The 24847-nt window shown below is 65.2% G+C and carries 24 protein-coding genes; 12 read left to right on the top strand and 12 right to left on the bottom strand.

The window, feature by feature from the left end; translation table 11 throughout:
* Positions 1–62: 62 nt before the first annotated feature.
* Complete coding sequence (locus tag AC1MDG_RS18810) at positions 63–305, bottom strand: hypothetical protein (protein ID WP_479805970.1); 243 nt, start codon at positions 303–305, stop codon at positions 63–65.
* Between the two features lie 382 nt (positions 306–687).
* Between AC1MDG_RS18810 and AC1MDG_RS18815 the strand changes: the two genes are divergently transcribed.
* Both AC1MDG_RS18815 and AC1MDG_RS18820 read left to right on the top strand, forming a co-directional pair.
* Positions 688–1161, top strand: coding sequence for a hypothetical protein (locus AC1MDG_RS18815; protein ID WP_479805972.1), 474 nt, complete (start codon positions 688–690; stop codon positions 1159–1161).
* A 127-nt stretch (positions 1162–1288) separates the two neighbouring features.
* Positions 1289–1939, top strand: a complete 651-nt coding sequence (locus AC1MDG_RS18820; protein WP_479809140.1) for an SRPBCC family protein — start codon at positions 1289–1291, stop codon at positions 1937–1939.
* 91 nt (positions 1940–2030) lie between these two features.
* Here the strand turns inward: AC1MDG_RS18820 and AC1MDG_RS18825 are convergent, their stop codons facing one another.
* Positions 2031–4064: a rhamnogalacturonan lyase gene (locus AC1MDG_RS18825; RefSeq protein ID WP_479805974.1), complete on the bottom strand. Its 2034-nt coding sequence runs from the start codon at positions 4062–4064 to the stop codon at positions 2031–2033.
* Positions 4065–4365: 301 nt separating this feature from the next.
* Entirely contained in the window at positions 4366–4848 is a 483-nt protein-coding gene (locus AC1MDG_RS18830) for an Lrp/AsnC family transcriptional regulator (protein WP_479805976.1), read from the bottom strand.
* Between the two features lie 91 nt (positions 4849–4939).
* Here AC1MDG_RS18830 and AC1MDG_RS18835 point away from each other — a divergent pair, with 91 nt between their 5' ends.
* Positions 4940–6037: a histidinol-phosphate transaminase gene (locus AC1MDG_RS18835; RefSeq protein ID WP_479805978.1), complete on the top strand. Its 1098-nt coding sequence runs from the start codon at positions 4940–4942 to the stop codon at positions 6035–6037.
* The gene (locus AC1MDG_RS18840) at positions 6034–6696 is read left to right on the top strand and encodes a YitT family protein (RefSeq protein ID WP_479805980.1); all 663 of its coding nucleotides are present in this window, start codon (positions 6034–6036) and stop codon (positions 6694–6696) included. The genes AC1MDG_RS18835 and AC1MDG_RS18840 overlap by 4 nt, the downstream gene beginning before the upstream one ends.
* Here the strand turns inward: AC1MDG_RS18840 and AC1MDG_RS18845 are convergent, their stop codons facing one another.
* Positions 6697–7551 carry a hypothetical protein gene (locus AC1MDG_RS18845; RefSeq protein ID WP_479805982.1) on the bottom strand — a complete coding sequence of 285 codons (855 nt, stop codon included), beginning with the start codon at positions 7549–7551 and terminating at the stop codon, positions 6697–6699.
* A gap of 150 nt (positions 7552–7701) precedes the next feature.
* Between AC1MDG_RS18845 and AC1MDG_RS18850 the strand changes: the two genes are divergently transcribed.
* Positions 7702–7878 (top strand): CsbD family protein, encoded by a 177-nt coding sequence (locus tag AC1MDG_RS18850; RefSeq protein WP_043484461.1) that lies wholly within the window; start codon positions 7702–7704, stop codon positions 7876–7878.
* A 96-nt stretch (positions 7879–7974) separates the two neighbouring features.
* Here AC1MDG_RS18850 and AC1MDG_RS18855 read toward each other — a convergent pair whose 3' ends face one another.
* The 7 genes from AC1MDG_RS18855 to AC1MDG_RS18885 all read right to left on the bottom strand — a co-directional run bounded on the left by AC1MDG_RS18855 (position 7975) and on the right by AC1MDG_RS18885 (position 15567).
* Positions 7975–9180, bottom strand: a complete 1206-nt coding sequence (locus AC1MDG_RS18855) for a Gfo/Idh/MocA family protein (RefSeq protein ID WP_479805984.1) — start codon at positions 9178–9180, stop codon at positions 7975–7977.
* A gap of 56 nt (positions 9181–9236) precedes the next feature.
* Positions 9237–9986 (bottom strand): ThuA domain-containing protein, encoded by a 750-nt coding sequence (locus AC1MDG_RS18860; RefSeq protein WP_479805986.1) that lies wholly within the window; start codon positions 9984–9986, stop codon positions 9237–9239.
* A 1-nt stretch (position 9987) separates the two neighbouring features.
* A complete protein-coding gene (locus AC1MDG_RS18865) occupies positions 9988–11091 on the bottom strand; it encodes a Gfo/Idh/MocA family protein (RefSeq protein ID WP_479805988.1) in 1104 nt (367 codons plus the stop codon).
* Positions 11092–11160: 69 nt separating this feature from the next.
* The gene (locus AC1MDG_RS18870) at positions 11161–12060 is read right to left on the bottom strand and encodes a carbohydrate ABC transporter permease (protein ID WP_479805989.1); all 900 of its coding nucleotides are present in this window, start codon (positions 12058–12060) and stop codon (positions 11161–11163) included.
* Positions 12057–12989, bottom strand: coding sequence for a carbohydrate ABC transporter permease (locus AC1MDG_RS18875; RefSeq protein ID WP_479805991.1), 933 nt, complete (start codon positions 12987–12989; stop codon positions 12057–12059). The genes AC1MDG_RS18870 and AC1MDG_RS18875 overlap by 4 nt, the downstream gene beginning before the upstream one ends.
* Positions 12990–12991: 2 nt before the next feature.
* On the bottom strand, positions 12992–14290 hold the full coding sequence (locus AC1MDG_RS18880; RefSeq protein WP_479809141.1) for an ABC transporter substrate-binding protein: 1299 nt from the start codon (positions 14288–14290) through the stop codon (positions 12992–12994).
* A 278-nt stretch (positions 14291–14568) separates the two neighbouring features.
* The gene (locus AC1MDG_RS18885; RefSeq protein ID WP_479805993.1) at positions 14569–15567 is read right to left on the bottom strand and encodes a LacI family DNA-binding transcriptional regulator; all 999 of its coding nucleotides are present in this window, start codon (positions 15565–15567) and stop codon (positions 14569–14571) included.
* 241 nt (positions 15568–15808) lie between these two features.
* Between AC1MDG_RS18885 and AC1MDG_RS18890 the strand changes: the two genes are divergently transcribed.
* From AC1MDG_RS18890 to bcp, 7 genes are all read left to right on the top strand, one after another.
* A complete protein-coding gene (locus AC1MDG_RS18890; protein WP_479805995.1) occupies positions 15809–16609 on the top strand; it encodes a hydroxypyruvate isomerase family protein in 801 nt (266 codons plus the stop codon).
* 114 nt (positions 16610–16723) lie between these two features.
* Positions 16724–17602 (top strand): 2-hydroxy-3-oxopropionate reductase, encoded by an 879-nt coding sequence (locus AC1MDG_RS18895; RefSeq protein ID WP_479805997.1) that lies wholly within the window; start codon positions 16724–16726, stop codon positions 17600–17602.
* A 149-nt stretch (positions 17603–17751) separates the two neighbouring features.
* Complete coding sequence (gene gcl, locus AC1MDG_RS18900; RefSeq protein WP_479805999.1) at positions 17752–19530, top strand: glyoxylate carboligase; 1779 nt, start codon at positions 17752–17754, stop codon at positions 19528–19530.
* Between the two features lie 2 nt (positions 19531–19532).
* Positions 19533–20762, top strand: a complete 1230-nt coding sequence (locus AC1MDG_RS18905; RefSeq protein WP_479806001.1) for a glycerate kinase — start codon at positions 19533–19535, stop codon at positions 20760–20762.
* Complete coding sequence (gene allB / locus AC1MDG_RS18910; protein WP_479806003.1) at positions 20755–22098, top strand: allantoinase AllB; 1344 nt, start codon at positions 20755–20757, stop codon at positions 22096–22098. The genes AC1MDG_RS18905 and allB overlap by 8 nt, the downstream gene beginning before the upstream one ends.
* Positions 22099–22109: 11 nt before the next feature.
* Positions 22110–22838 (top strand): winged helix-turn-helix domain-containing protein, encoded by a 729-nt coding sequence (locus tag AC1MDG_RS18915; protein ID WP_479806005.1) that lies wholly within the window; start codon positions 22110–22112, stop codon positions 22836–22838.
* A gap of 86 nt (positions 22839–22924) precedes the next feature.
* Complete coding sequence (gene bcp / locus AC1MDG_RS18920) at positions 22925–23404, top strand: thioredoxin-dependent thiol peroxidase (protein WP_043484486.1); 480 nt, start codon at positions 22925–22927, stop codon at positions 23402–23404.
* 135 nt (positions 23405–23539) lie between these two features.
* On the opposite strand, the gene AC1MDG_RS18925 is transcribed toward bcp, so the two are convergent.
* Positions 23540–24748 carry an IS110 family RNA-guided transposase gene (locus AC1MDG_RS18925; RefSeq protein ID WP_479805105.1) on the bottom strand — a complete coding sequence of 403 codons (1209 nt, stop codon included), beginning with the start codon at positions 24746–24748 and terminating at the stop codon, positions 23540–23542.
* Between the last annotated feature and the right edge of the window lie 99 nt (positions 24749–24847).

Below are 24847 nucleotides of genomic sequence, written 5' to 3' on the forward strand. Positions count from 1 at the left end.
TCCATACTGCGGAATTGTTTAACCGCAGAATGGAATCTGCTGGCGGTGCTGGCGGTGCCGCCCTACACCTGGTCATCCCAGGTGCCGGCGCCCTCGGCTGCATCCTCCGGTTTGCGTTCCGCGTCCGGCTCGCCGCTGCCGACGTACGACGCCGGAACGGTGCCTGCCGCCTGCGTCTGCTGCTCCTCGCGGATGTTCTTCGCCGTGCCGGCACCCGGATGGGGCTGCTGCTGGTCAACGGCGTCGGGATCGCCGGGGCCGATGAGGTTTGCGGGGTCGGTTGCGGCTTCCTGGGGGTCGGTCATGATGGCGCCTTTCGTTTATGGTTTGGGCTGGGTGTGGACGTCCGTTGTCAACGTCCGGTCGGCACTGCAAGCCTATGGTTCCACGTCGCGCAGTGGCGAGGTTTCCGGATGCGAAATATCCGGAATAAATCCGAGTTTCCCTAGTAAAAACGCGGGAAAAAAGGGGCGCAAGGGCACTGGCGCTTGGCGGAAAGCGGGCGCACGATTGTACTACCGGGCCACGAATTCACGTGAGAACAGCCCGGAGTCAAGCCCCCGCAGAGACCGGGTGTGCTGTTTGAAACCGGATGGAACTGGTTGCCGCTTCACAGGGGAGTGATATCGCGGCTGGCCAGTCCTGCCCGAAAATGATCACTCGCATCCTTATGTAGGAGCAAAAGAAATGTCCACAACTACCCCGACAAAATCCCGTCCCTTCGGAACCCGATTCGCATTGATTTCGGCTGTTTCGCTGGGTCTTATTGGCGGACCTGTTGCACTGGCTGTGCCGGCTGACGCATCGACGTCGCTGCGCGGTTGTACCGTGAACCCGTTGAAGCCAACGGACGCCGGCAGGAACGTCGCGGAATTTAAGATCAGGATCGATTGCAACGGCAACAAGACCGTGGATGTTCGCCAGAAGCGCTTTGAAAAAGACCGCCACGGGCGGGACGACAAGCTCGGCAACACCACTGAATGGAAGAAGCTGGAGTTCGATCGGCATGATGGCCGCATCACCCTCAGCAAGAAGGCCGATGTCGACAAGGACAAGGGCAAGGACCGCGTTTACCAGGAAGTCTCCTTCCGGGTGAAGAGCGGCAACAACTGGTCAGACTGGACCAAGTGGGAAAGGAGCGACGTCGCTACCATCCGCTGACCGATCCGTCGTCTGAACCTCACGGAGCCAGGGGCGCCATGCCCCTGGCTCTTCCATTCCAATTCGATCCGCTCCAATCAGAGGAGACACCGTGAGCAGAGGAGACGCCGTGAGCAGAGGAGACGCCGTGAGCAGTACGGTGGAAAAGCACATTGTGGTGAACGTGCCGGTCAGCGAGGCCTACACGCAATGGATCAAATTCGAGGACTTTCCACGCTTTATGGACGGAGTGCAGAGCGTCACCCGGCTCAGTGACGACCGCCTGAAATGGGTAGCCCGCATTGCAGGAGTCCACCGGGAATGGGAAGCCAAGATCCTGGAGCAGGTCCCCGACCGCCGGGTTGCCTGGGCGGCCACCGCGGGCGCCACCAACTCCGGTGCCGTGGACTTTAGCGACGCCGGAAGCGGCAGGACCTCGCTCAAGCTCACCCTGGAGTACCAGCCCGCGGGCGCTGTCGAGAAGGTGGGCAACCTGCTCCACATAGTGGGCCGCCAGGCGGAGCACGACCTCAAGAAGTTCAAGCAGTTCATCGAGCATGAAGGCCACGCGACAGGCGCCCGGCGCGCTCCGGTTCCCGACGCCGCCCAGGCCAGCGCGAACCCGGAGTACAACCGGTTCGCCCATCCCTTCGACCAGACCAACGGGCTGGTGGACTTCGAAGGTGAGTCCGACGAGACAGCCGAAGGTGAGAATTACAGCGCCGCCGAACGCCTGCGGGAACAGCACCGCCACGACGGCCATCTCCCGCCCATGGGAGGCGGCCTGGGCCAGCACTGACCCCGCGCAAAGCGCCGCCCGCATCGGGGAGATGCGGGCGGCGCCTTTGTTTCGTCGTCGGCCGTCCTAGTCGGCCGTCTTGTCGGTCGTGTTACTTGTCGGTTCCGACGTACGTGACGGACGGCATCGCCGGAGTTTCCATTCCCTCGCCAATGAAGAAGCTCGGGTGCGGGGGCTGGTTGTAGGCCACGTTTTCACGAGCCACGCCGGTGCGGTACATCGGATCGTGCATCAGGGTGCGGAGCCGCACGTCGGTGGGCGACGTGGTGGTGTAGATCCGCAGTTCGGTGCTGTCGGTGGACGGGAAGGCCAGCTCCTCGCGCCAGTCACCCAGCAGGTCAGCCTGCAGGGACGGGTTGCCCTTGGTGGTGTTGTTGCTCCGCGCACCCGTGGCGGTCAGGAGCCGGTCACTTGTCTCGGTCTCCCAGTTCCACTTGGAGATGGTGGGCACGCCGACGGACGTGGCGGCGTCATAATCGTGGTCCACGATTTCGCGCAGCAGGTCGCCGTCCCACCAGGCCAGGAAGTTCGCGGCCGGGATGTTCTCCGCAATCAGTTCACCCTTCGCGGACATCAGCTGCCCCACCGGCGAGTTCCAGGCGGCGCTGCCGCCGATGGCCCAGCCTTCAGCGCCGGCATAGCGGGGATCAATATCCCCCGCGGCGCCGCGCCCGGTGTCCTTGATGGCCGGAATGCTCCAGAGGACTTCACCCGTGGCTGCGTCACGGAAAGTGGCACCCCGGTTCCCGCTCTGGCTCATGCTTTCGTGGACGGCGAAGGTTTCCAGGCCGGGCCGTGACGGGTCCAGGTCGCCTGTGTGGATGGCGTCGCCGTGGCCCAGCTTGGTGTTGTAGAGCGGCTGGCCGTTGTCATCGATGGTCATGGAGCCGAAGACGAACTCGTCCTTGCCGTCCTGGTCCACGTCAGCCACGGACAGGTTGTGGTTGCCCTGGCCCTTGTATTCGGCGCCGGCGACGTCGGAATCGAACTTCCAGCGCTGTACCAGCTTGCCGTTCACAAGGTCATAGGTGACCAGGACTGTCCGGGTGTAGTAGCCGCGGCTGAACATCATGGAGGGGTGCTCGCCGTCCAGGTACGCCACTGCGCCGAGGAAACGGTCCACGCGGTTGCCGTAGCCGTCGCCCCACGCTGCCACCGAACCGCGCGGCGGGTCGTAGTTGACGGTGTCCATGATGGTTCCGCTGGCGCCGTTGAAGACGGTCAGGAATTCCGGGCCAGCGAGGACATACCCGGCGGTGTTGCGGTAGTCCGCGGACGGGTCGCCGATCACGGTGCCGGCACCGTCCGTAGTGCCGTCCGCGGTCTTCATCGACAACTCGGCCTTGCCGTCGCCGTCGAAATCGTAGGCCAGCAGCTGGGTGTAGTGGGCGCCCGCGCGGATGTTGTGGCCCATATCGATGCGCCACAGCCTGGTGCCGTCCATCTTGTAAGCGTCCACGTAGACGTTGCCGGTGTAGCCGGACTGCGAGTTGTCCTTGGCGTTGGACGGCGCCCACGTCTGGATGATTTCGTACTTGCCGTCCCCATCGAGGTCGGCCACGCTGGCGTCGTTGGCGGAGTAGGTATAGGGCTTGCCGTCCTTGGTGACGCCGGCGGCCGGCTTGTCCAGCTTGATGGCCAGGTAGTTCTGCGCCATCGGCGTGAACTCCTCGGTGAGCTGGTTCTGCCCGTCGCCGTTGCCCACTCCCTTGATGACGTACTTGGAGGAGGCGGTCCCCTCCGGATCGACGTACATGGTGGAGTTCCGGATGGGATCCACCGTGAGCTGCACGCCGTCGCGGATCACATGGAAGCCGATGCTGTCCCGGTCCAGGCCCAGCATCCGCCAGCTGAGCGTGACGCCCTGATCGGTGAGGACCGCCACGGGCGCACGGTCCAGGTTTTCCACCTGGCGTTTGAGTGCGGACTTGCCTGACTGGACCGGGAGCTGGGCCTTCTGGCCGGGGCTCGCCTGGGTTGGATCGGCCTGGGTCGGATCAGCCTGCGCCAGCGGGACGCCGGTGAAGGCGAGGGCGGCGGCTGCCAGGGTCGCAGCAGCAACCGGCGCCGCCTTACGGAACCGCCCTGCCTTGTTGGTAAGGGAACATTTCGCGGGGTATGCCAAAGAACATCTCCTTTGATGCTGACGGCAGCTGAGTCTGCCGCCAATGGGTTTTTGTATCGTTTCACTTTTTCTCCCGGCCCGGCCCCGTGAAGTTTTACGAGGGATTCGGGCGGGAAAGAAAGCGCTTTCCGCCCCTTAGGTTTATCAGGACGTGACTGGATCGGTCAAGGACTTGACGATGCAAAGTGGGAGAAAATGTTCCGTTTCGTTTGCTTGGCCGCCGGCGACGGCTGGAGCCAGTGACCGGCTCGGGCGCCGACGCACCGGACCTGCTCGACTAAGCAAGTCGGCTCGCGCGCAGTCAGATGTCCCCGGCTGCGGCCTCAAGCAGCGGAAGGGTCCGCAGCGGCATGACCTCCACCAGGGACATCGCCGTGCTGGTGCGCATGACGCCGTCAATGCTGAGCATCCTGTTGGTCAGTCGATGAAGGTCCGCCGGGTCACGCGCCGCCACTTTTGCGAGCAGGTCCGCGTCCCCGGTGGTCGCGTGCATCTCGATGATTTCCGGAATGACGCGGAGCGCAGCCACGGCCTCTTCACTTGCCCACTGGCTGATGGCAATGGAGATGAAGGCTATGAGGGGAAGGCCCAGGGCATCCGTGCGCACACGCTGGCTGAAGGGGCCCAGGCTGCCGTCGCCCAGCAGGCGCCGCAGCCGGGCGTGGACGGTATTCCGTGCGACGCCCAACTGCCGCGACAAGGACAGGACAGTTCCCTGGGGATCCTGGTCGAGGGCGAGAAGTATCCTGGCATCCAAAGAGTCAATGCGGTGCATATTGAGCATTTTGTCATACCGGTCTCATCTGGAGGCCGGATCTGTCCCGCCAACATGTGCTCTGTTGCGCATAGTGATTCCGGTGCCGAAAGATGCTTACATGACCAGCACCCTTCACCCGCCAGCGGAGCCAATCCTTCGCGACGCCGTCGCCAAGCTGCCCACCTACGTTGCCGGCCGGAGCGCCGAATCCGCTCTGACCGCTACCCTGGCATCGAACGAAAGTCATTTCACCCCGCTTCCTTCCGTAGTGGACGTGATAGCGGCTGAGGGCGCCCGGATCCACAAGTACCCCAGCATGGGCTCAGCCGAAGCGAGGGAAGCCATTGCCCGGCATTTTTCGGTGTCCGCCGAAGAAGTCGCCGTGGGGCCGGGAAGCTCAGGCGTGCTGCAGCAGATCATCGCGGCAGTCTGCGACCACGGCGACGAGGTGGTCTTCGCCTGGCGGTCCTTTGAGGCCTACCCCATCCTGATCAGCGTGGCCGGCGCCAGGCCGGTGGCGGTCCCGCTGCTGGCCAACGAACACCACGACCTCGCGGCGATGGCTGACGCCGTCACCGACCGGACGCGCATCGTCATCCTGTGCTCGCCCAACAATCCCACCGGCGTCTCGATCGGTTCCGCGGAGATGGAAGACTTCCTCGCCAAGGTCCCTCCGCATGTCCTGGTGGTGATCGACGAGGCATACATCGAATACCAGAGGAGCGCAGACGGCCTGGATTCCCTGGACCTCTTCCGCCGGTATCCGAACATCTGTATCCTGCGCACATTCTCCAAGGCTTACGGCCTTGCCGGCCTTCGCGTTGGATATGCCATTGCCAGGCCCGCCCTGGCCGAGGGGCTTCGCCGGACGGCAATCCCTTTCGGGGTCAACAGGATGGCCCAGCGGGCGGCGGTCGCGTCCCTGGCTGCCGAAACGGAAATCCGGACCCGCACCAACGCGGTGGCGGAGGAGCGCGGCCGGGTGATTTCGTCGCTTCGCGGCTTTGGCTGGCAGGTCCCCGACAGCGAGGCGAATTTCTACTGGCTCAGGGTGCCGGACCAGCTGCGGGAGCAGATCCTCGCTGCCCTGTCAGAAGCGGACATCCTGGCCAGGGGCTATCCGGGTGACGGGGTGCGCGTCAGCCTCGCTGACCGGGAAACCAACAACCGCGTGCTCGCGGTTCTTTCCGACCGCCGCCGGTTCGGTGCACAGTGACCACTCATACAGCCCCTGCCCCGCCGGCAAAGAACGCGGCCGCACCGGCCGCGCCGACACCGGCCGCAGTGAAGCACTCAGCCGCCGAGGACATCCTGGGAATACTCACGGGGACCTTTGCCGCGTCCCTGGGTTTGTTCCTCCTCAAATCCAGCGAGGCTGTTACCGGCGGGACGGCCGGCCTTGCGCTTCTGGTCAGCTATTCCATTCCGCTTCCATTCGGCGTGATCTTCATGGCTGTCAACCTGCCGTTCTTCGCGCTGGCCGTTTGGAAGAAGGGCTGGAACTTCGCCCTCAGGACAGTGGCCGCCGTCGCCGTCGTGTCGGTATTGTCGTCGGTGCATCCGGCCGCTCTCGGGGCGGTACAGATCGACCCCCTCTATGCCGTGTTCGGCGGAAACCTGCTGGCCGGCGTGGGCCTGCTCATCCTGTTCCGGCATAAGTCCAGCCTGGGCGGCTTCAACATCCTCGCCCTGGTCCTCCAGGAGCGCCTGAACTGGCGCGCCGGATACGTCCAGATGGTCCTGGACGTGGCGATAGTGCTGGCCGCCTTCGCCTTCGTCAGTCCGCTGATGGTCCTTTTGTCGGCGGCCGGGGCAATCCTCCTCAACTTTGTCCTTGCGCTGAACCATCGCCCGGGCCGGTACCTCGGCGAGTGATTAGTTAGACGGCGAAGGGCTCTCCGGGGACTCGGATTCGGTCGGAGTCACGGTGACTGTCGCCGTCGTCGTTTCCGTAACACTTGGCGTTGAGGTTCCGGTGACGGTCGACGTCGAGCTTCCGGTCGGCGTCGGGGTTGTCGTTCCGGAAGAACCGCCCTCCGCCTTGGCCAGGACTTCGTTGACCAGATCTTCCAGCTCTTTCTGGTCGGCGTCGCCTAGGTTGGCGCCGCCCTTGGTGGCCACCACCAGGAGGCGGCCCTGCGCCGCGGAAACCTGCATCAGCATGTCGGACGCGTTGCCGCCGCGGGTGCTGACGGTCGCGAAGGTCTCCTCGCCGTCGGTGTCGGCCTTCAACTCCTTGCTGGCCACGTCATAGCGCTGTCCCAGCACTGAGAGCGTGAATTTGGCGCACTGGTCCATCTTGCTGCTGACCTGATCGAGCAGGCCGGCGGCGTCGGGCCCTTCGCTTCCCGACTGGGCGGACAGCGTGCGCGGTTGCGAACCCTCAGAGAGGGCAATGGCCACGTCACCGCTCTCAACCTTGTCCAGCAGCCCGGCCGTGGCGATCCCCTTGCAGTCCTGCGGGTCGGTAGTGGCGGCGCTCATCAGCAGGTTTGCGATGTTGCTGCCTTGCTCCACCTGCTCCTTGGAGTAGAGCTTGAGCTCATTGCCGTCTTTGTCGGTCCTGCCCGAGATCAGGTTCCGGAGTTCGTCTTCGCTATAGACTTTGTCCTGCGCCGCGCTGGTTGTTGCGCTGGCACTCGGTGTGGGGCTTTGCCCTCCGCCGCCTGTACATCCGGCCAAGGCAAGCATCGCCGCGGCCGCAACGCCAAGAACTGGAAATTTCTTCATGGGAACCACCTCTTCAGATAGCAAGCATGCTTACGTTCCCTAGGGTACTCCTTTACGGGCGCCATGGACCTGGAGCCAATTCTTCCTACAATTTAAGTGGCGGAAATTGCGGCAACCAGTCGCATGGGCCGCACCACAAGGAGGACCGCAATGGGTTTGGGTGACAGGATCCACAACGCCGCGGAGCGACTTCACGGCAAGGGAAAGAAAGCCGCCGGCGAGGCCAGCGGCAACCGCCGGATGAGGGCCGAAGGCAAGGGCCAGGCGATCAGGGCCGACCTCAAACAGGCTGGCGAAAAATTCAGGCACGCCTTCAAGAGGCACTAAGAAACAAACCGGTGAAGCGGGCGGCTCCGACAGGAACCGCCCGCTTTTCGGCGTTCCGCCCATTGGCTGGTGGACAGGGTCTACGGGCGGCTTATGTCAGGCTCCTTCGGTGGCGGCAAGCGACATGGGGCCAACAACGGTAAGCGTGCTCTTGTTACCGGCAGACTCTTCGACCGCAGCCAAGACGCGCTGGATCTGGAGCCCGTCTTCGAACGACGGCGACGGCGCCTCGCCTTCGCGGATTGCAGCGAGGAAGTCGCGGATCTGGTGCGTGAAGGTGTGTTCCCAGCCGATCACGTGGCCTTGGGGCCACCAGGCAGCCAGGTACGGGTGCTCGGGTTCGTTGACCAGGATGCGCCGGAATCCCTGTTCCCGGACGGGGACGGTGGCGTCCAGGAAATTCAGTTCATTCAGGTTCTCGAGGTCAAACGTCAGCGACCCGCGTGAGCCGTAGATTTCGAGCGTGAGGGAATTCTTCCGGCCGGTGGCAACCCGGGATGCCTCGACCGAGGCGCTGATATTCCCCGTCATTCCAAGGGTGGCCCAGGCGGCGTCGTCCACCGTGACCTCTTCCAGACCCGCGGGACCGGGACGCTCGGCAACAAAAGTCCTCAGCGTTCCAGTCACCTCAGTGACAGTTTGACCGGTGAGGTGCTGAATCTGGTCGACGGCGTGGGAGGCGATGTCGCCCAGGGCGCCGGATCCGGCAGTTTCCTTCGTCAGCCGCCAGGTCATGGGGGCTTCGGCGTTGGAGAGCCAGTCCTGCAGGTAGGCGGCCCGGATGTGCCGGACAGTGCCGAGGCGGCCCTCCGCAATCAGCTCCCGGGCCAGCGCCAGCGCGGGGACGCGGCGGTAATTGAAGCCGATCATCGACTGCACGCCCCGGGAACGGGCCGCCGCAGCAGCCGCCGCCATTAGCTCAGCCTCACCCACAGTGTTGGCCAGCGGCTTTTCGACGAGGACGTGTTTGCCCGCCTCGAGCGCGGCCATGGCGATCTCCGCATGCATCCAGCCCGGGGCGCAGACGTCCACGATGTCGATGTCATCCCGTTCAATGACAGCGCGCCAGTCCGTGGCGGACTCGGCCCAGCCGTACTTCGCGGCGGCGGCCGCGACCTGCCCCGCGTCCCGGCCTACGAGCACTTTCTGCTCGAAGGCCGGGACATCGAAGAAACTGGCCACGTTCCGCCACGCATTCGAATGGGCCTTCCCCATGAAGGCATAGCCAATGGCGGCCACGCCGAGCGGGCGCGAAACTGGCGAGGAAGGCATTCGGTCGGACGGGTGTGCAGGGCTGGACATGTTCTCGTTCCTGATGGTTAGGAGGGTGGCTTGTGCGGATTCACGGAAGGAGGCGCCTAGGCCTCCTCGAACCAGCCCCGGGCAGGGTTGGAGACCTCAGGTGCCTCCCGGAACTGCTCCGGCTGGGCCACCCATCCAACGCCGTTGGCGATGACCTTCTGGATCTGCGGCTGGTGGTACACCGGGTACTCCTGGTCGCCGGGGCTGAAGTAGAAGATTCTGCCCTTTCCCCTGGAGAACGTCACGCCGGAGCGGAACACCTCGCCGCCTGCGAAGGAGCTGATGAAGATCAGGTCATCGGGCTCCGGAATGTCGAACAGTTCCCCGTACATTTCCTGCTCAGGGATGACGATGGGGCTTTCGATGCCGGCCGCGATCGGGTGTGAGGGCTTGACCGTCCACACGAGTTCGCGTTCGCCCTCGTTGCGCCATTTCAGTGAGCAGGTGGTGCCCAGCAGTCTGGTGAAGATCTTGGCAAAGTGCCCGGAGTGCAGCACCACCAGGCCCATGCCTCCCAGTACGTGGCGCTGCACGCGTTCCACCACTTCGTCGCTGACTTCGTGATGCGCTATGTGGCCCCACCACAGCAATACGTCGGTCTGTTCGAGAACTTCCTCGGAGAGTCCGTGCTCGGGGTCGGCCAGGGTGGCTGTGGAGATTTCGGAGTCCGGGTATGAGGCCCGGAGCCCGGCAGCAATGGCGCCGTGGATGCCTTCCGGGTACATCCCGGCCATGGTCTCCGGCTCGTTGCGGGCCTCGTGGACGGCCTCGTTCCAGACGACGATCTTCAATTTCTTATCGGACATATCAGAGCACCACTTCCCGGTGTTCGAGGGCGGACTTGTAGCAGGCATCGAGTACCAGGGCACGGCTCAGAGCAAGTGACCCGTCATGGCTTCCCCAGACGGTCTCCCCACCGCGCACGGCGGCAATGAAGTCGTCGACGACGGCCTGGTGCGCGCGGCCGGGTTCGGCCACCACCTCGAAGTCGGCGTTCTCGCCGTCCTTCTCCGCGAAGACCCGCACATCCGCCACGGGATTCTCGGAAGCGCCGACAGCGCGCAGTTCCGCTCCGCCGTCGGTGCCGTAAACGGTGAAGTCCATCAGGTCCCGCTCGTCACGGTAGCTGGCCCATCCGGCTTCCAGGATGAGGGTCCCGCCACCTTCCAGACGGATGAACGCGGACGCGAAGTCTTCCACCTCGAACTTGTGGCTTGACTTCATCGCGGTGTAGCGGGTGTTGCCACCCAGGCCGCGCGGGCCGAGTTCGGAATGGGTCGAGGCGGAGACCGCCAGGACTTTCGGTTCGCCCAGGAGGTGCAGGGCATAGTCCAGTACGTGGACGCCGATGTCTGCCAGCGGACCACCGCCGGCGAGTTCCGGGTTGGTGAACCAGCTTCCGAGCATCGGAATGCCTTGGCGGCGGAGCCAGGATGCCTTTGCGTAATACGGGCGGCCCAGGGTGCCGGCGTCGATCACTTCCTTGAGGGCCTGGATGTCACCGCGGCGGCGGTGGTTGAACGCGACGTCAAGGACCCGGCCGGCCTTGCGGGCAGCATCCACCATCGCCTGGCCCTCTGCGCCGTTGCGGGCCAACGGCTTTTCGCTCAGCACGTGCAATCCGCGTTCCAGGGCCGCAATGGAGATCGGGGCGTGCAGGAACGTGGGGACGGCGACGCTGACGGCGTCGAGGCCTTCAAGCTCGATCATGTCTTCCCAGCGGGCGAAGGCGTGAGGAATGCTGTATTCCTCCTTCATCCGGGCAAGGAGGTCTTGTTCCATGCCGGCGACGGCGACAATTTGGACGCCGTCGATATGGCTGTATGCCTTGAGGTGCTGCTGGCCGGCCCAACCGATGCCCACAACTCCCACCTTGAGGATTGCGGACGGGGCCTGCTGCTGAATGCTCACGTTGTTCCTGTTCTCTTTATGGTTCTCGTTGGAGTCTGTTGGGTGGGGCTGGATTCAGGGGCGGCGGGCTTAGCCTTTGACGGCGCCGGCCGTCATGCCCGAAACGATGCGCTTCTGGCACACGAGTACGAGGATGACCAGCGGGACCGTGATGATCACCGACGCCGCGCTGATGGTGCCCAGTGGTTGGTCGAACTCGCTGGTTCCGCTGAAGAACGCAATCGCTACCGGGACCGGACGGGCCTCCGGCGAGGTGGTCAGAGTGACGGCAAGGAGGAATTCGTTCCAGACCGAGATGAACACCAGGATCGCTGTCGTGGCAAGGCCCGGGACCGCCAAAGGCAGGATGACCTTGCGGAAGGCGGTGAACGGCGTGGCGCCATCCATGTACGCCGACTCCTCAAGCTCACGCGGGATCTCTTTGAAGAAGGAGGTCAGCGTGTAGATCGCCAGCGGCAACGCGAAAGTCAGCTTCGGGATGATGAGGCCAAGAAGCGTGTCGTACAGGCCGATTTCCCGCCAGATGGAGAACAACGGGGCCGCGATGGCGATGGCCGGGAAGGTGGTTACCGAAAGGATGAGCGTGAGGATCATCGCCTTGCGGCGCATCTTGAGCCTGGCCAACGCGTAGGCGGCGAAGGATGCGAATACCAGCGCCACCGTGGTGGTGACGACGGCGATGATCACCGAATTGCGCAAGGCCAGGAGGAACTCGGGGTTCTGGAATACCACCAGATAGTTCTCCAAGGTGGGCTGGCTCGGGAAGAGTTCACCTTTGGACAGGCTCGCTCCCTTCTTGAGCGAGGTGTTGACCAGCCAGTAGAACGGTATGAGCGAGAAGCCCATGACGGCAACGACGAAGACCCAGACGAGCGGGTGCAGCTTCGCTTCGCCGCGGAGCCGACGCTTCGGCGCCCTGGGGCGCGCGGCGGGTTCCGCCGTCGGGCGTTCCGCAGTCAGCGTGCTCATTGTTCCTCCTTGGCGGCTTCGCGGATGTTGCCGCCGGCGAAGCGGATGTAGATGACGGAGACCACCATGACGGTCAGGAAGGTCAGGATGGACAGCGCCGACCCTTCGCCCACCAGCCGGTTCTCGCGCAGTTGGGTGTAGGCCAGCATCGACATTGACTCTGTGCCGTTGGCGCCGCGGGTGAGCACGAACGGCAAGTCGAAGACGCGCAGGGCATCCATGGTGCGGAAGATCGCTGCAAGGACGATGGCGGGACGAAGGAGCGGCAGGGTGATGTGCACAAACGTCTGCCACTTGCTGGCACCGTCGAGTTCCGCCGCCTCATAGGTCTCAGCGGAGATGACCTGCAGGCCGGCCAGGATGATGAGTGCAGCGAACGGCGTGGTCTTCCAGACGTCGGCCAAGACGATCACGGCCATGGCGTATCCATGTTCTCCGAGCCAGACGACGTCGCCGCCGGGCAGCCCAAGGGCTGAGAGAACGTTGGTCACCAGACCCATGTTGGGCTGGAACATCGTCTGCCAGGTGATGGCACTGACGACAGTGACGATCGCGTACGGCAGCAGAACCACGGTGCGCAGGACTGCGCGGCCCTTGAACGCGAGGTTGAGAAGCAACGCCATGCCGGTTCCCAGCACCAGCTCCAGGGAGACCGAGAGGGCTGCGAAGAGGAACGTCTGGCCGAAGGCCGCCCACCATTCGGGGCTACTCAAAGCCGCGACGTAGTTCTCCAGGCCTACGAAGCGGGAGAGGCCGGCAGTGCGGACGCTGTACTGGTTCAGCGAGAGCCAGATCGCGTAGCCGATGGGCACAGCCGCCACCAGGGCCATGAGTGCCAGCGACGGGGCGGTCATGCGGACCGCGAGCCGCCGCTCTGCCTGGTCGCGGCCGTTCACGGTGCGACCAGGCGAAAGTGCCTTGGTTGCCATGGTCAGAAGCTCGCCTTGGCGGTGTTGATTTCCTCGGCCATGCTCTTTACGGCGTCCTCAGCGGAGGCAGTACCGGAAAGAACGGCATAGACGTTCTTATAGATCGCCTGGGAGATCTGCGGGTAGACCGGGGAGACCGGGCGGGGCTTGGCACCTTTGACAGATGCGAGCAGCTCGGTGGCGAACGGCATCTTCTGGAGAACCGCCGCATCAGAGTAGGCCGCTTCATTAACCGGGGCCTGGGAGTAGTCCATGGCCACGTGCTTCTGCCACTCCGGCGTGGTGGCAAAGTCGATGAACGCCACCGCCCCGGCCTGGTTCGTGGAGTGGGCCGAGATAGCCAGGTTCCAGCCACCCAGCACGCCGGACGCCTTGCCGCCTTCCCACGCCGGCAACGGCGCTACGCCAAAGCTGCCCGCCAGCGGTGTGGCATTGAGCAGGCGGTACACGTGCGGCCAGTTGCGCTGGTAGCCGAAGTTGCCGGACTCGTAGGCGAGGCGGGCGGGGTCTTCGTTGTACGTCAGGACGGCGCGGTCCGCCGAGCCATCCTTGAGGCCGTTGCTCATGAACTCGAGAACTTCGCGGGTTTCGGGGGAGTCGATCGTCACCTCGCCCTTGTCATTGAGCACTTCGCCGCCGGCGCTGTACAGCATTTCAAGGAAGTTCACCGTCAGGCCCTCGTACTGCTTCCCTTGGTAGACGTACCCGTTGCCGGGAGCCTTGGCTGCTTCTGCGTAAAGCTGCTGCCAGGTCTCGGGCTTTGCCACCTTGTCCTTCTGGTAGTACACCAATCCCGCGTTGGTGAAGAACGGCGAGGCCCAGTACTTGTCCTCGTACTTCGTGGTCTCCACCGTGGAAGGGATGAGCCGGTCTTTGCTGGACTCTACGAGCTTGGTCTGGTCCAGCAGCCAGCCTTGGGAGGCGAACTCGGAGGTCCAGATGACGTCCGTGAGGAAGATATCGCATTCCGTGGACTTGCCTTCGAGCCGCTGCACGGTCTGAGTGCGGGCTTCATCCGTGGTGGCTCCGATCTCGGTGTACCTGGCCGTGACCTTGCCGTTCGCCTTGGTGAACTGCTCAGCCGTGCCCTTGTAGATGCCGGAGGCGTCCTTGCCCCCGCAGACGTTGATGCTGCCGCTGGCATTGGCGCCCGACGCCGGATCGGCAGCCGCCGCATTTGCCGCACCCTGGGGTGCCGCGCCGCCGCCGCAACCGCTGATCAGGAGGCCCGCGGCCATGGCCGCGGCGGCGGCAATGATGATCCGCGGCCGCCGCGGGGAACCTGCGCGCAGTTCGGTCATGCGCGCAGAGCTCTGGGATGTTGCGGTGTCCTCCTGGAGCGGAGAAGCAGGTCGAATCAAGTCCACAAGTGGCTCCTTTGGGGGTCTGTGGGCAGTGGGAAGCTGAGTTGGGCGGCAGCGACGGAAACTGCCGCCCACCCATGGCTTCTTTGCCGGATGCTTCGTTGCATACAACTTTGGAATCGATTCCAAAGTTAGGAAAAATAGTGGCTTTTCGTCTGTGGAATCGATTCCAAAGTAGTGTGACAGGGACCACGTCAGGCTGTCAACCCTGCTTCTCAGCCCCTGGTGGAGTCCCGTATCACGAGTTCGTAAGGCAGGAAGGTTCGGCCGCGGCGATGTGCGCCCGGTACCGTCATCCGATCCAGGAGCTCCGCAAATGCCACCCGGCCCATTTCATAGGCCGGCTGCCGGACAGTGGTCAGTTCCGGGACGCACATTTCCGCCTGGGCCGAGTCATCAAAACCTGCCACGGCGATGTCGTCAGGCACCCGCAACCCGGCGTCGGTGAGCTCTCGGACGCACCCCGCCGCCACGATGTCGGTGCCGCAAAAAACTGCGTCAGGAAGATGCCCCGCCTCCAGCAGCTTCCGGGCCAGGGTGCGCCCGGAGTGGAAGCCGAAACTACCTTCCCCGAACAGCACTTGGTCCGGAGCCAAGCCCGCATCGGTGACAGCCTGCCGAAACCCCGCCTCGCGGAGTCGGCCAGAGCGGGCACCCCTGTGCCCGATCATGGCCAGCCTTCGGCCGCCAGTGTCAATCAGATGGCGCGTGATGTCGTACGCGGCCTGGCGGTCGTCGATGGACACGCCGAATGCCGCCTCGGCGTCGACGATCTCGCAGACCTGGACAACACTCAATTGTTCGGCCACCGCACCGACCTCTTCATCCGACATCGTCGGCGAAAACAGGACCAATCCGTCCACGGAGCCGTTCCGCAGCATGTCCACCAATTGCTGTTCGCGCTCCGGGTCTCCGGCCGTCGCCGCGATGAGGCTGACGTAGCCGGAGTCCGCCGCGGCGTCGCCCACACCCCGGAAGACTTCACTGATCACCAATGAGTCCAGGTTCTTGGCGAGGGCCAAGACCCGCATTGTCCGGTCCCGGCGAAGGTCCCGGGCCGAGGCAAGCGGCCGATAGCTCAGCTGGCGGATTGCCTCGTTGACCTTTTCCTTGCTCGACTCGCTGACAGCCGGACTTCCGTTCAGGACGCGGGACACCGTCCCTACAGACACTCCCGCTGTTCTGGCGACGTCCTGGACTGTCGCTCGCGCCATTCGATTGTCCTTCCGCGACCAGTGACGCTGGTCCTTGCCGCCACACCACTGCCGTGCCTCACCGGCGTTCCTCAGCATAGCCGCAGGGCGAGGCCCCCTTGACTCCCACCCCAGCCTTCCCTAAACTTTTCATAAAGCAGAATCTAAATTCCACAAAGCGGAAAGCGACGAGGCGAACCGGCCTCGACGCAAGGCACAGAGGAAGATAGATCAAAGCCCCTCCCCCGGAAGGACACCTACGATGACGTACACAGTGAACTGCTCTATCCTGCTGACCGAACTGCCGCTCCTGGAGCGCCCGGCCGCGGCGAAGGCCGCCGGCTTTGACGCCGTCGAATTCTGGTGGCCTTTCGAAACCTCCGTCCCCGCCGACGCCCAGGTCACCGAGTTCGCGAACGCCATCAAGGACGCCGGCGTGCAGCTCACCGGCCTGAACTTCAACGCCGGCAACATGCCCGGCGGCGACCGCGGCCTGGTCTCCTGGCCGGCACGCTCCACCGAATTCCAGGACAACATCGACGTCGTCGCCGGCATCGGCGAACGCCTCGGGTGCAAGGCGTTCAACGCCCTCTACGGCAACCGCGTTGACGGCGAATCCGCCGACAAGCAGGACGCCATCGGCGCCGAAAACCTCGCGGCGGCGGCAGCCGGCGTGGCCCGCATCGGCGGCACCGTCCTCCTGGAACCGGTCAGCGGCGCCCCCAGGTACCCGCTCCTCAAGGCCCAGGACGCCCTCAACGTCATTGCCCGGGTAAAGGAGGAATCCGGCGCTGAGAACATCAAGCTCCTCGCCGACTTCTACCACCTGGCCGTCAATGGAGACGACGTCGCCGCCGTCATCGAAAAGCACGCGAAGGACTTCGGCCACATCCAGATCGCCGACAACCCCGGCCGCGGGGCTCCCGGAACCGGTGAGCTTCCCCTCGGCGAGTGGATCGCCCGCAGCCGCGAACTCGGCTACGAGGGCTACATCGGACTCGAATACAAGGAACCGAAGGAAACGGCCTTCAGCTGGGCCATCCGCCAGCGCGTCTCGCAGTAATCCCCTAGCCCAACTAAGTAGCAGCAGATGTCGTTTAGAGCCCTCAAAACGACATCAACTGCGACCTAGTTGGGTCCGGATTCCCCCACACAGACTTTCAGAAAGAGAACCATCATGAGCAACGTTGCAGTTATCGGACTCGGAATCATGGGCCTGCCCATGGCCATCAACCTGGTCAAGGCCGGCCACACCGTCACCGGCTTCAACCGCAGCCAGGACAAGATCGACAAGCTTGTCTCCGAAGGCGGCAAGGGCGCCACGAGCATCGCGGACGCCGTCAAGGACGCCGACGTCGTCATCACCATGGTCCCCGACTCCCCCGACGTTGAAGGCGTAGTCAGCGGCAAGGACGGCGTCTTCGCCAACGCGAAGAAGGGCGCCCTCTGGATCGACGCATCCAGCATCCGCCCGGACGTCGCGGTCCGCCTCGCGGCAGACGCCAAGGCAGCCGGCATCCGCGCCCTCGACGCCCCGGTCTCCGGCGGCGAACAGGGTGCCATCGACGCCGCGCTCTCCATTATGGTGGGCGGCGAAACGGCCGACTTCGAGGCAGCGCAGGACGTCCTCAACGCCGTCGGCAAGACCATCGTCCACGTCGGTCCCGCAGGCTCGGGCCAGACCGTCAAGGCCGCCAACCAGCTGATCGTCGCCGTCAACATCGAGGTCCTCGGCGAGGCCATCGCCTTCCTCGAGGCCTACGGCGTGGACACCGACGCAGCCCTCAAGGTCCTCGGCGGCGGCCTCGCCGGTTCCAAGGTCCTCGACCAGAAGGGCCAGAAGATGTTGGACCGCAACTTCGACCCCGGCTTCCGTCTGGCCCTCCACCACAAGGACCTCGGCATCGTCACGTCCGCGGCCCGCGAAGCCAACGTGGCCCTCCCGCTCGGCGCCGTCGTCGCACAGCTCGTCGCCGCCACCGTCAACCAGGGCGACGGCGGACTCGACCACTCGGGCCTCTTCAAGCAGGTCCTCCAGCTCAGCGGCCGGAAGTAAACCCACCCTCCGCCCTCCCTCCCGAGTTTTTGTCCAGATAATCGGCCCAACTAGCCCTTTACCTCCCGGTATCTGGACAAAAACTCACTTCAGCACACCCAAAATCAGCCCGCAGAGGGCACCCCCAAGACTTCCCCTAGGAGTACACAATGACCAAGATGCGCACCGTAGATGCTGCCGTCGCGATCCTGGAAAAGGAGGGCGCCACCGAGGCGTTCGGCCTGCCAGGCGCGGCGATCAACCCCTTCTACTCGGCCATGCGTGCCCACGGCGGCATCCGCCACACGCTGGCCCGCCACGTTGAAGGCGCCAGCCACATGGCGGACGGCTACTCCCGCGCCGCCGACGGCAACATCGGCATCTGCATCGGCACCTCCGGCCCTGCCGGCACGGACATGATCACCGGCCTGTACGCAGCCTGGGCCGATTCCATCCCCATGCTCTGCATCACCGGCCAGGCCCCCGTTGCCAAGCTGCACAAGGAAGACTTCCAGGCCGTGGACATCGAGTCCATCGCCAAGCCCGTCACCAAGATGGCCATGACCATCCTGGAACCCGGCCAGGTACCCGGCGCCTTCCAGAAGGCCTTCCAGCTGATGCGCTCCGGCCGCCCCGGCCCGGTTTTGCTGGACCTGCCGATCGACGTGCAGATGGCCGAGATCGAATTCGACATCGACACCTACGAGCCCCTGCCCGTTGAGAAGCCCAAGGCCAGCCGCAAGCAGCTGGAAAAGGCCCTGGACATGCTGACCGCAGGCGAGCGCCCGCTGATCGTGGCCGGCGGCGGCATCATCAACGCCGGCGCCTCCGCGCAACTGGTGGAACTGGCCGAGATCCTGAACGTTCCCGTCATCCCCACCCTGATGGGCTGGGGCGCCATCTCCGACGACCACCCGCTGATGGCCGGCATGGTGGGCCTGCAGACCTCGCACCGCTACGGCAACGAGAACTACCTGCGCAGCGACTTCGTGATCGGCATCGGCAACCGCTGGGCCAACCGCCACACCGGCGGGCTGGAGACCTACACGGCCGGCCGCACGTTCGTGCACATCGACATCGAGCCCACGCAGATCGGCCGCGTGTTCTCCCCGGACTTCGGCATCGCGTCCGACGCCGGCGCCGCCCTGGAAGGCCTGGTTGAACTGGCACGCGAACGCCAGGCAGCCGGGTCCCTGCCGGACTACTCCGGCTGGGCCGCCGAATGCCAGGAGCGCAAAGCCACCCTGCACCGCAAGACGCACTTCGAGAACATCCCCATCAAGCCGCAGCGCGTGTACGAGGAGATGAACAAGTCGTTCGGCAAGGACACCACCTACGTGTCCACCATCGGCCTGTCCCAGATCGCCGGCGCCCAGATGCTGCACGTGTTCGGCCCGCGCAAGTGGATCAACGCCGGCCAGGCCGGCCCCCTGGGCTGGACCGCTCCGGCCGCCCTGGGCGTGGTCCGCGGCAAGCCGGACGAGACCGTTGTTGCCCTGTCCGGTGACTACGACTTCCAGTTCATGATCGAGGAACTGGCCGTGGGCGCGCAGTTCAACCTGCCGTACATCCACGTGGTGGTGAACAACTCCTACCTGGGCCTGATCCGCCAGTCCCAGCGCGGCTTCAACATGGAACAGAACGTGTCCCTGGCGTTCGAGAACATCAACAGCCCGGAGACAAACGGCTACGGCGTGGACCACGTCAAGGTGGCCGAGGGCCTGGGCTGCAAGGCCGTCCGCGTGGAGGACCCCAACGACCTGGGTGCCGCCTTCGACAAGGCCAAGGCGCTGGCCGGCGAGTTCAAGGTTCCCGTGGTGGTTGAAGTGATCCTGGAAAAGATCACCAACATCTCCATGGGCGTGGAAATCAACGCAGTGAACGAGTTCGAGGAACTGGCCGAGACCAGCGCCGACGCCCCCACTGCCATCCTGGCGATGCAGGCCTAATCATGCGGATCGTGATCGCACCGGACAAGTTCAAGGGCTCGCTGTCCGCCCCGGAGGTGGCCCGCCACCTGGATGCCGGGCTGCAGTCGGCAACCGGCCACAACCTTGACGTCCTCCGGATTCCGGTGGCCGACGGCGGCGAGGGCACCCTCGATGCCGCCGTCGGCTCCGGCTTTACCCGCCGGAGCGCCCTGGTCAGCGGTCCCACCGGGCAGCCGCTCCGGGCGGACTTTGCGGTCCGCGGCCGCGAGGCGGTCATCGAAATGGCCGCCGCGTCGGGCCTCGCTGTCCTCCCCGTTGAAAGCGGATCATCTGGCCGGCCGGATTCGGCCAGCGCCAGGGGCGCCACCAGCCTGGGCACCGGCGAACTGATTCGGGCCGCGCTCGACGCCGGATGCCGGCAGATCATTCTGGGCGTCGGCGGAAGCGCCAACACCGACGGCGGCGCCGGCGTCCTGCAGGGACTCGGCGCGCAGCTCCTCGACGCCGACGGCAACGAACTGCCGCCCGGCGGCGCGGCCCTCGCCAGGCTGGACCGGATCGACTTCTCCGGATTCGATTCCCGGCTGGACGAGGCGCGCTTCATCCTGGCCAGCGACGTGGACAACCCGCTGCTTGGAGCCGAAGGTGCACCGGCAATCTTCGGCCCGCAGAAGGGTGCCACCCCGGAGGACGTGGCAATCCTCGACGCCGCCCTGGCGCACTTTGTGGATGTGCTCTCCGCCGAAATAGGCCCCCGCGCGCTGAAGGCCGCGGACGCACCGGGCGCCGGAGCTGCGGGCGGCGTAGGCTACGCAGCCATCGCGGTCCTGGCCGCGACGCGCAGGCCCGGCATCGACGTCGTGCTTGAATTCACGGGGCTGGCCGAGCGGCTGGCCGGCGCCGACCTGGTGATCACCGGCGAAGGCAGCCTGGACGAACAGAGCCTGCTCGGCAAGACGCCCATGGGCGTGGCCCGAGCGGCGGCCCGGGCCGGTGTTCCGGTGGTGGCCGTCTGCGGACGGACCACGCTGACGCCGGAACAGCAGAAGGATTCCGGATTCCGGCAGGTCTACCCGCTGACCTCGCTGGAGGCCAAGGTAGAAATATGTATAGCCGAAGCAGGACCCCTGCTTGAACAATTGGGAAAGCACATCGGCGCGGAACTGGCGGACCTGACCCGGGCCGCCACCACCGCTGATTCCACCACGCCGACGACCAGCGCCCGCACTAAGGAGCCCCTCAATGTCTGAAGAAAGCTTTGACCTCGTTATCCGGGGGCAGCGCATCCTCACCACCGCCGGGATCGCGCCCCGTGAAGTAGGCGTGCGCGGCGGCAAGATCGTGGCCATCGAACCGCTCGGCAACGGCCTGACCGGCGCCGAAGTGATCGAGCTTGCCGACGACGAAACCCTGATCCCCGGCCTGGTGGACACCCACGTCCACGTCAACGAGCCCGGCCGCACCGAGTGGGAGGGCTTCGCCTCCGCCACCCGTGCCGCCGCCGCCGGCGGCGTCACCACCATCATCGACATGCCGTTGAACTCCATCCCGCCCACCACCACCGTGGAAGGCCTCAAGCTCAAGCGCGAGGTGGCCGAGGACCAGGCGTTCGTGGACGTCGGATTCTGGGGCGGCGCGGTGCCCGGCAACAAGGCGGACCTGCGCCCGCTGCACGACGAGGGCGTATTCGGCTTCAAGTGCTTCCTGCTGCACTCCGGCGTGGACGAGTTCCCGCACCTGGAGGCGGACGAGATGGAAGAGGACATGGCCGAGCTCAAGTCCTTCGACTCACTCATGATCGTCCATGCCGAGGACTCGCACGCCATTGACCGTGCACCGCATCCGGGCGGCGACCACTACTCCACCTTCCTGGCGTCCCGCCCCCGCGGCGCCGAGAACAAGGCCATCGCCGAGGTGATCGAGCGGGCCCGCTGGACCGGCGCCCGCGCCCACATCCTCCACCTCTCCTCCTCCGATGCACTGCCGATGATCGCCAGCGCCAAGCGCGACGGCGTGCACCTCACCGCGGAGACCTGCCCGCACTACCTCACGCTCATGGCCGAGGAAATCCCCGACGGCGCCACCGCCTACAAGTGCTGCCCGCCCATCCGCGAGGCCTCCAACCGCGAGCTGCTGTGGAAGGGCCTGGAGGACGGCACCATCGACTGCATCGTGTCCGACCACTCGCCGTCGACGCTTGACCTGAAGGACCTGGAAAACGGCGACTTCGCCGTGGCCTGGGGCGGCGTCTCCTCGCTGCAGCTGGGCCTGTCACTGATCTGGAGTGAGGCCCGGCACCGCGGCATCCCGCTGGAGCAGGTTGTTTCCTGGATGGCCGAGAAGCCGGCCGCCCTGGCACGCCTGTCCAACAAAGGCCAGCTGGCGCTCGGGTTTGACGCGGACTTCTCGGTCTTCGCCCCGGATGAAGCCTTCGTGGTGGATGTTTCCAAGCTCAAGCACAAGAACCCCATCACGCCCTACGACGGCAAGGCACTCTCCGGCGTAGTCCGGAAGACGTTCCTGCGCGGACATGAAATCGACGGCCAGACCCCCGGCGGCAAGCTCATCCGCCGCGGCGGCGTCTGAGGCACCACGCCATGGCTGTCCAGGTACATTCCCCGCGCGGCATATGTGCTGCGGGTCCGATGCTGGCAGGTCCGGGGCGGGCCGGTTCGGCGCAGCCGGGTCCGCAACCGGGTCCGCAGCTGAAGGCCCATGGCCTGGCCGTCTGGGTCACCCCGGACGGCGACCAGGGCATTGATGACGCCGTGATGGCGCGCGCCGCGGAACTGTTGCTGGCACGTGCCCTGAAGATTGCTCCGGAGGCGGAAGTCCACGTTTGGCCTGCCGCCGGAGCTGCAACGTCCGCTGCCGAGGCTGGCCTGCCGGGGGGACCGCACGGGCCAGCCGGCAGCGGAACCCGGGTGCCGTCGTCGTCCGTTCCGGAGGACTCCCCGGAGGACGACGACGGCGCAACTCCCCGCCCGCCGTCGGCCGGTCCCGCGAGCCTTGTGTCCGTGGACCTCGCCGCCAGCGAGGTCCGGCTGGACGGCAAGCAGGTGGCGCTCACCGGCGTCGAGTTCAAACTGCTGCGCTACCTCGTGGAAAACTGCTCGCGGACCGTCAGCCGGGAGGAACTGCGGCTGTTCCTGGAATCGTTCGATTCCCCCGCGGCGGCCTCGCGCTCCATCGATGTGTACGTGGGCCGGGTGCGGCGGAAGCTGCGCCGCGGCCGGCACGCGATCGCCACAGTGCGCGGCGGCGGCTACCAGTTCATCCCGGGCCCCCACACCAAAGTGCGCGGACCGGCGGAATACTGCATCTGAACCAGTGGTTGTGCAAGTACAGCCGTCTGGCGCACCCGTTGAGGACGCAGCTCTTTTGTCAGTAAACAGACTCCCGAAGGATCACCATGAGCCCCACCCTGACCACCAAGCTCCAGCCCGGAACCCAGGCACCGGACTTCACCCTGCCGGACGCCGAAGGCAAGCCGACGTCCCTGGCCGACTACCGCGGCAAGAACGTCATTGTGTACTTCTACCCGGAAGCCGCCACCCCCGGCTGCACCACCGAAGCCTGCGACTTCCGCGACAGCCTTGAGTCCCTGCAAGGCTCCGGCTACGAGGTCCTGGGCGTCTCCCCCGACGCCCCCGAAAAGCTGGCCCACTTCACCGGCGACTTCGCGCTGACCTTCCCGCTCCTAGCCGACGAGGACCACGCCGTGGCACTGGCCTACGGCGCCTGGGGCGAAAAGCTGCGCGACGGCGAAGTGACTGAAGGAATCGTCCGCTCCACCGTGGTGCTCGATCCCGAAGGCAAAGTGAAGCTGGCCCAGTACCAGGTCAAGGCCCAGGGCCACGTGGCGGCGCTGAAGGAAACCCTGGGCGTCTAAGGACGCTCTCTCACTACCGGCCTGCTTTAACCCGACGCTCTCACTTGGCGCAACAAAGGCCGGAATGCTCTCTCACGCCGTGAGAGAGCATTCCGGTTTTTTCTGTAACTAGTGAGAGTGTCCCTATGTTTTTTGTCAAGCTGCTGCGGGTGATTTTGCCTGGTAGAGGGAGCCGTCGCGGAGCATGGCGTAGAGGGTGTCGCAGCGGCGTCGGGCAAGGGCGATGAGGGCTTGGTTGTGGCGTTTGCCTTCGGCTCGTTTGCGGTCGTAGTAGGCGCGGGAGAGCGGGTCTTTGAGGGCTGCGAATGCGGAGAGGTAGAGGGTGCGTTTGAGGACTTTGTTGCCTCTTCGGGAGGCGCGGTCGCCTCGGATGGAGGACCCGGAGCGCCATGTCACCGGAGTCAGGCCGGCGTAGGAGGCCAGGTGCCCGGCGGTGGGGAAGTCTTTGCCGGCGACTTCGGTGAGGATCCGTGCTGCGGTCCTGATGCCGACGGCCGGCAAAGACATCAGGACCTGGTGAAGAGGGTGGGCCTCCACGAGGTCTTCGACCTGGGTGTAGACGGTGGCGCGGCCTTCGTGGATCCTGGCGAGCATGCCGGCCAGTTCAGGCAGGACGATGGTTGCGGCGTTCGTGCCGATAACGGTCACGCTCTGTTGGCCCAGGGCCTCGATGATGTCATCGGCGAGGCGTTCGCCCATCCGGGGCGCGAGCTTGGTCAGCCGGTTCCCGATCCGGCGCCGTCCGGCGTGGCGAAGCGCTTCGGGTGTGGGCCAGGTCCGCAGCAGATCCAGGACCGCGGGGTGGTCCAGCCGGGGTCCCAGGACGCGTTCGAGTGCCGGGTGGATCTGCGTCAGCAGGCCACGGATCCGGTTCGAGGTGGCGGTGGCCTGTTTGGCCAGGTCATCATCGAAACCGCAGAGCATGGTCAGCTCGGCGGTCTGCTCGTCTGCGAGCTGGACCGAGCGCAGAGTATGGGGCATGGTGCGGGCGGCGTCGGCGATGATAAACGCATCCCGCGCGTCCGTTTTTGCTTCCCCGGGGTGCAGGTCCGCGATCCGGCGCATCGCCAAACCCGGAAGGTAGCCGATCAGCGTCCCTGCGGCCTGGGCCACGGCAACCGGGAGCGCGCCGATCGTCGCGGGCTGGTCGACCACCACGAGGATTCGGCCGTGGTGTTCAAGCTCGGCCAGGATCTCCCGGATCCGGGTCTCGTCGTTGGGCAGGGCCCGGTCCAGCAACTTCTTCCCGGTCCGGTCCAAGGCAACAGCATGATGCTCGCCCTTGCCGACATCCAATCCGATGAACACTTCAACGTTTTCGTGGTTCCTGATCACCTGGCGCACCTCCCGGTCCTGGACACTGACTTTCGTGCCAGCCTGACCCTCGGTGTCAGAGCCCCGCACCCACGTTACGCACGACGTTCCCAAACTGTCCTGCCCCTA

The organism is Arthrobacter sp. AIWTK1, assembly GCF_056680535.1.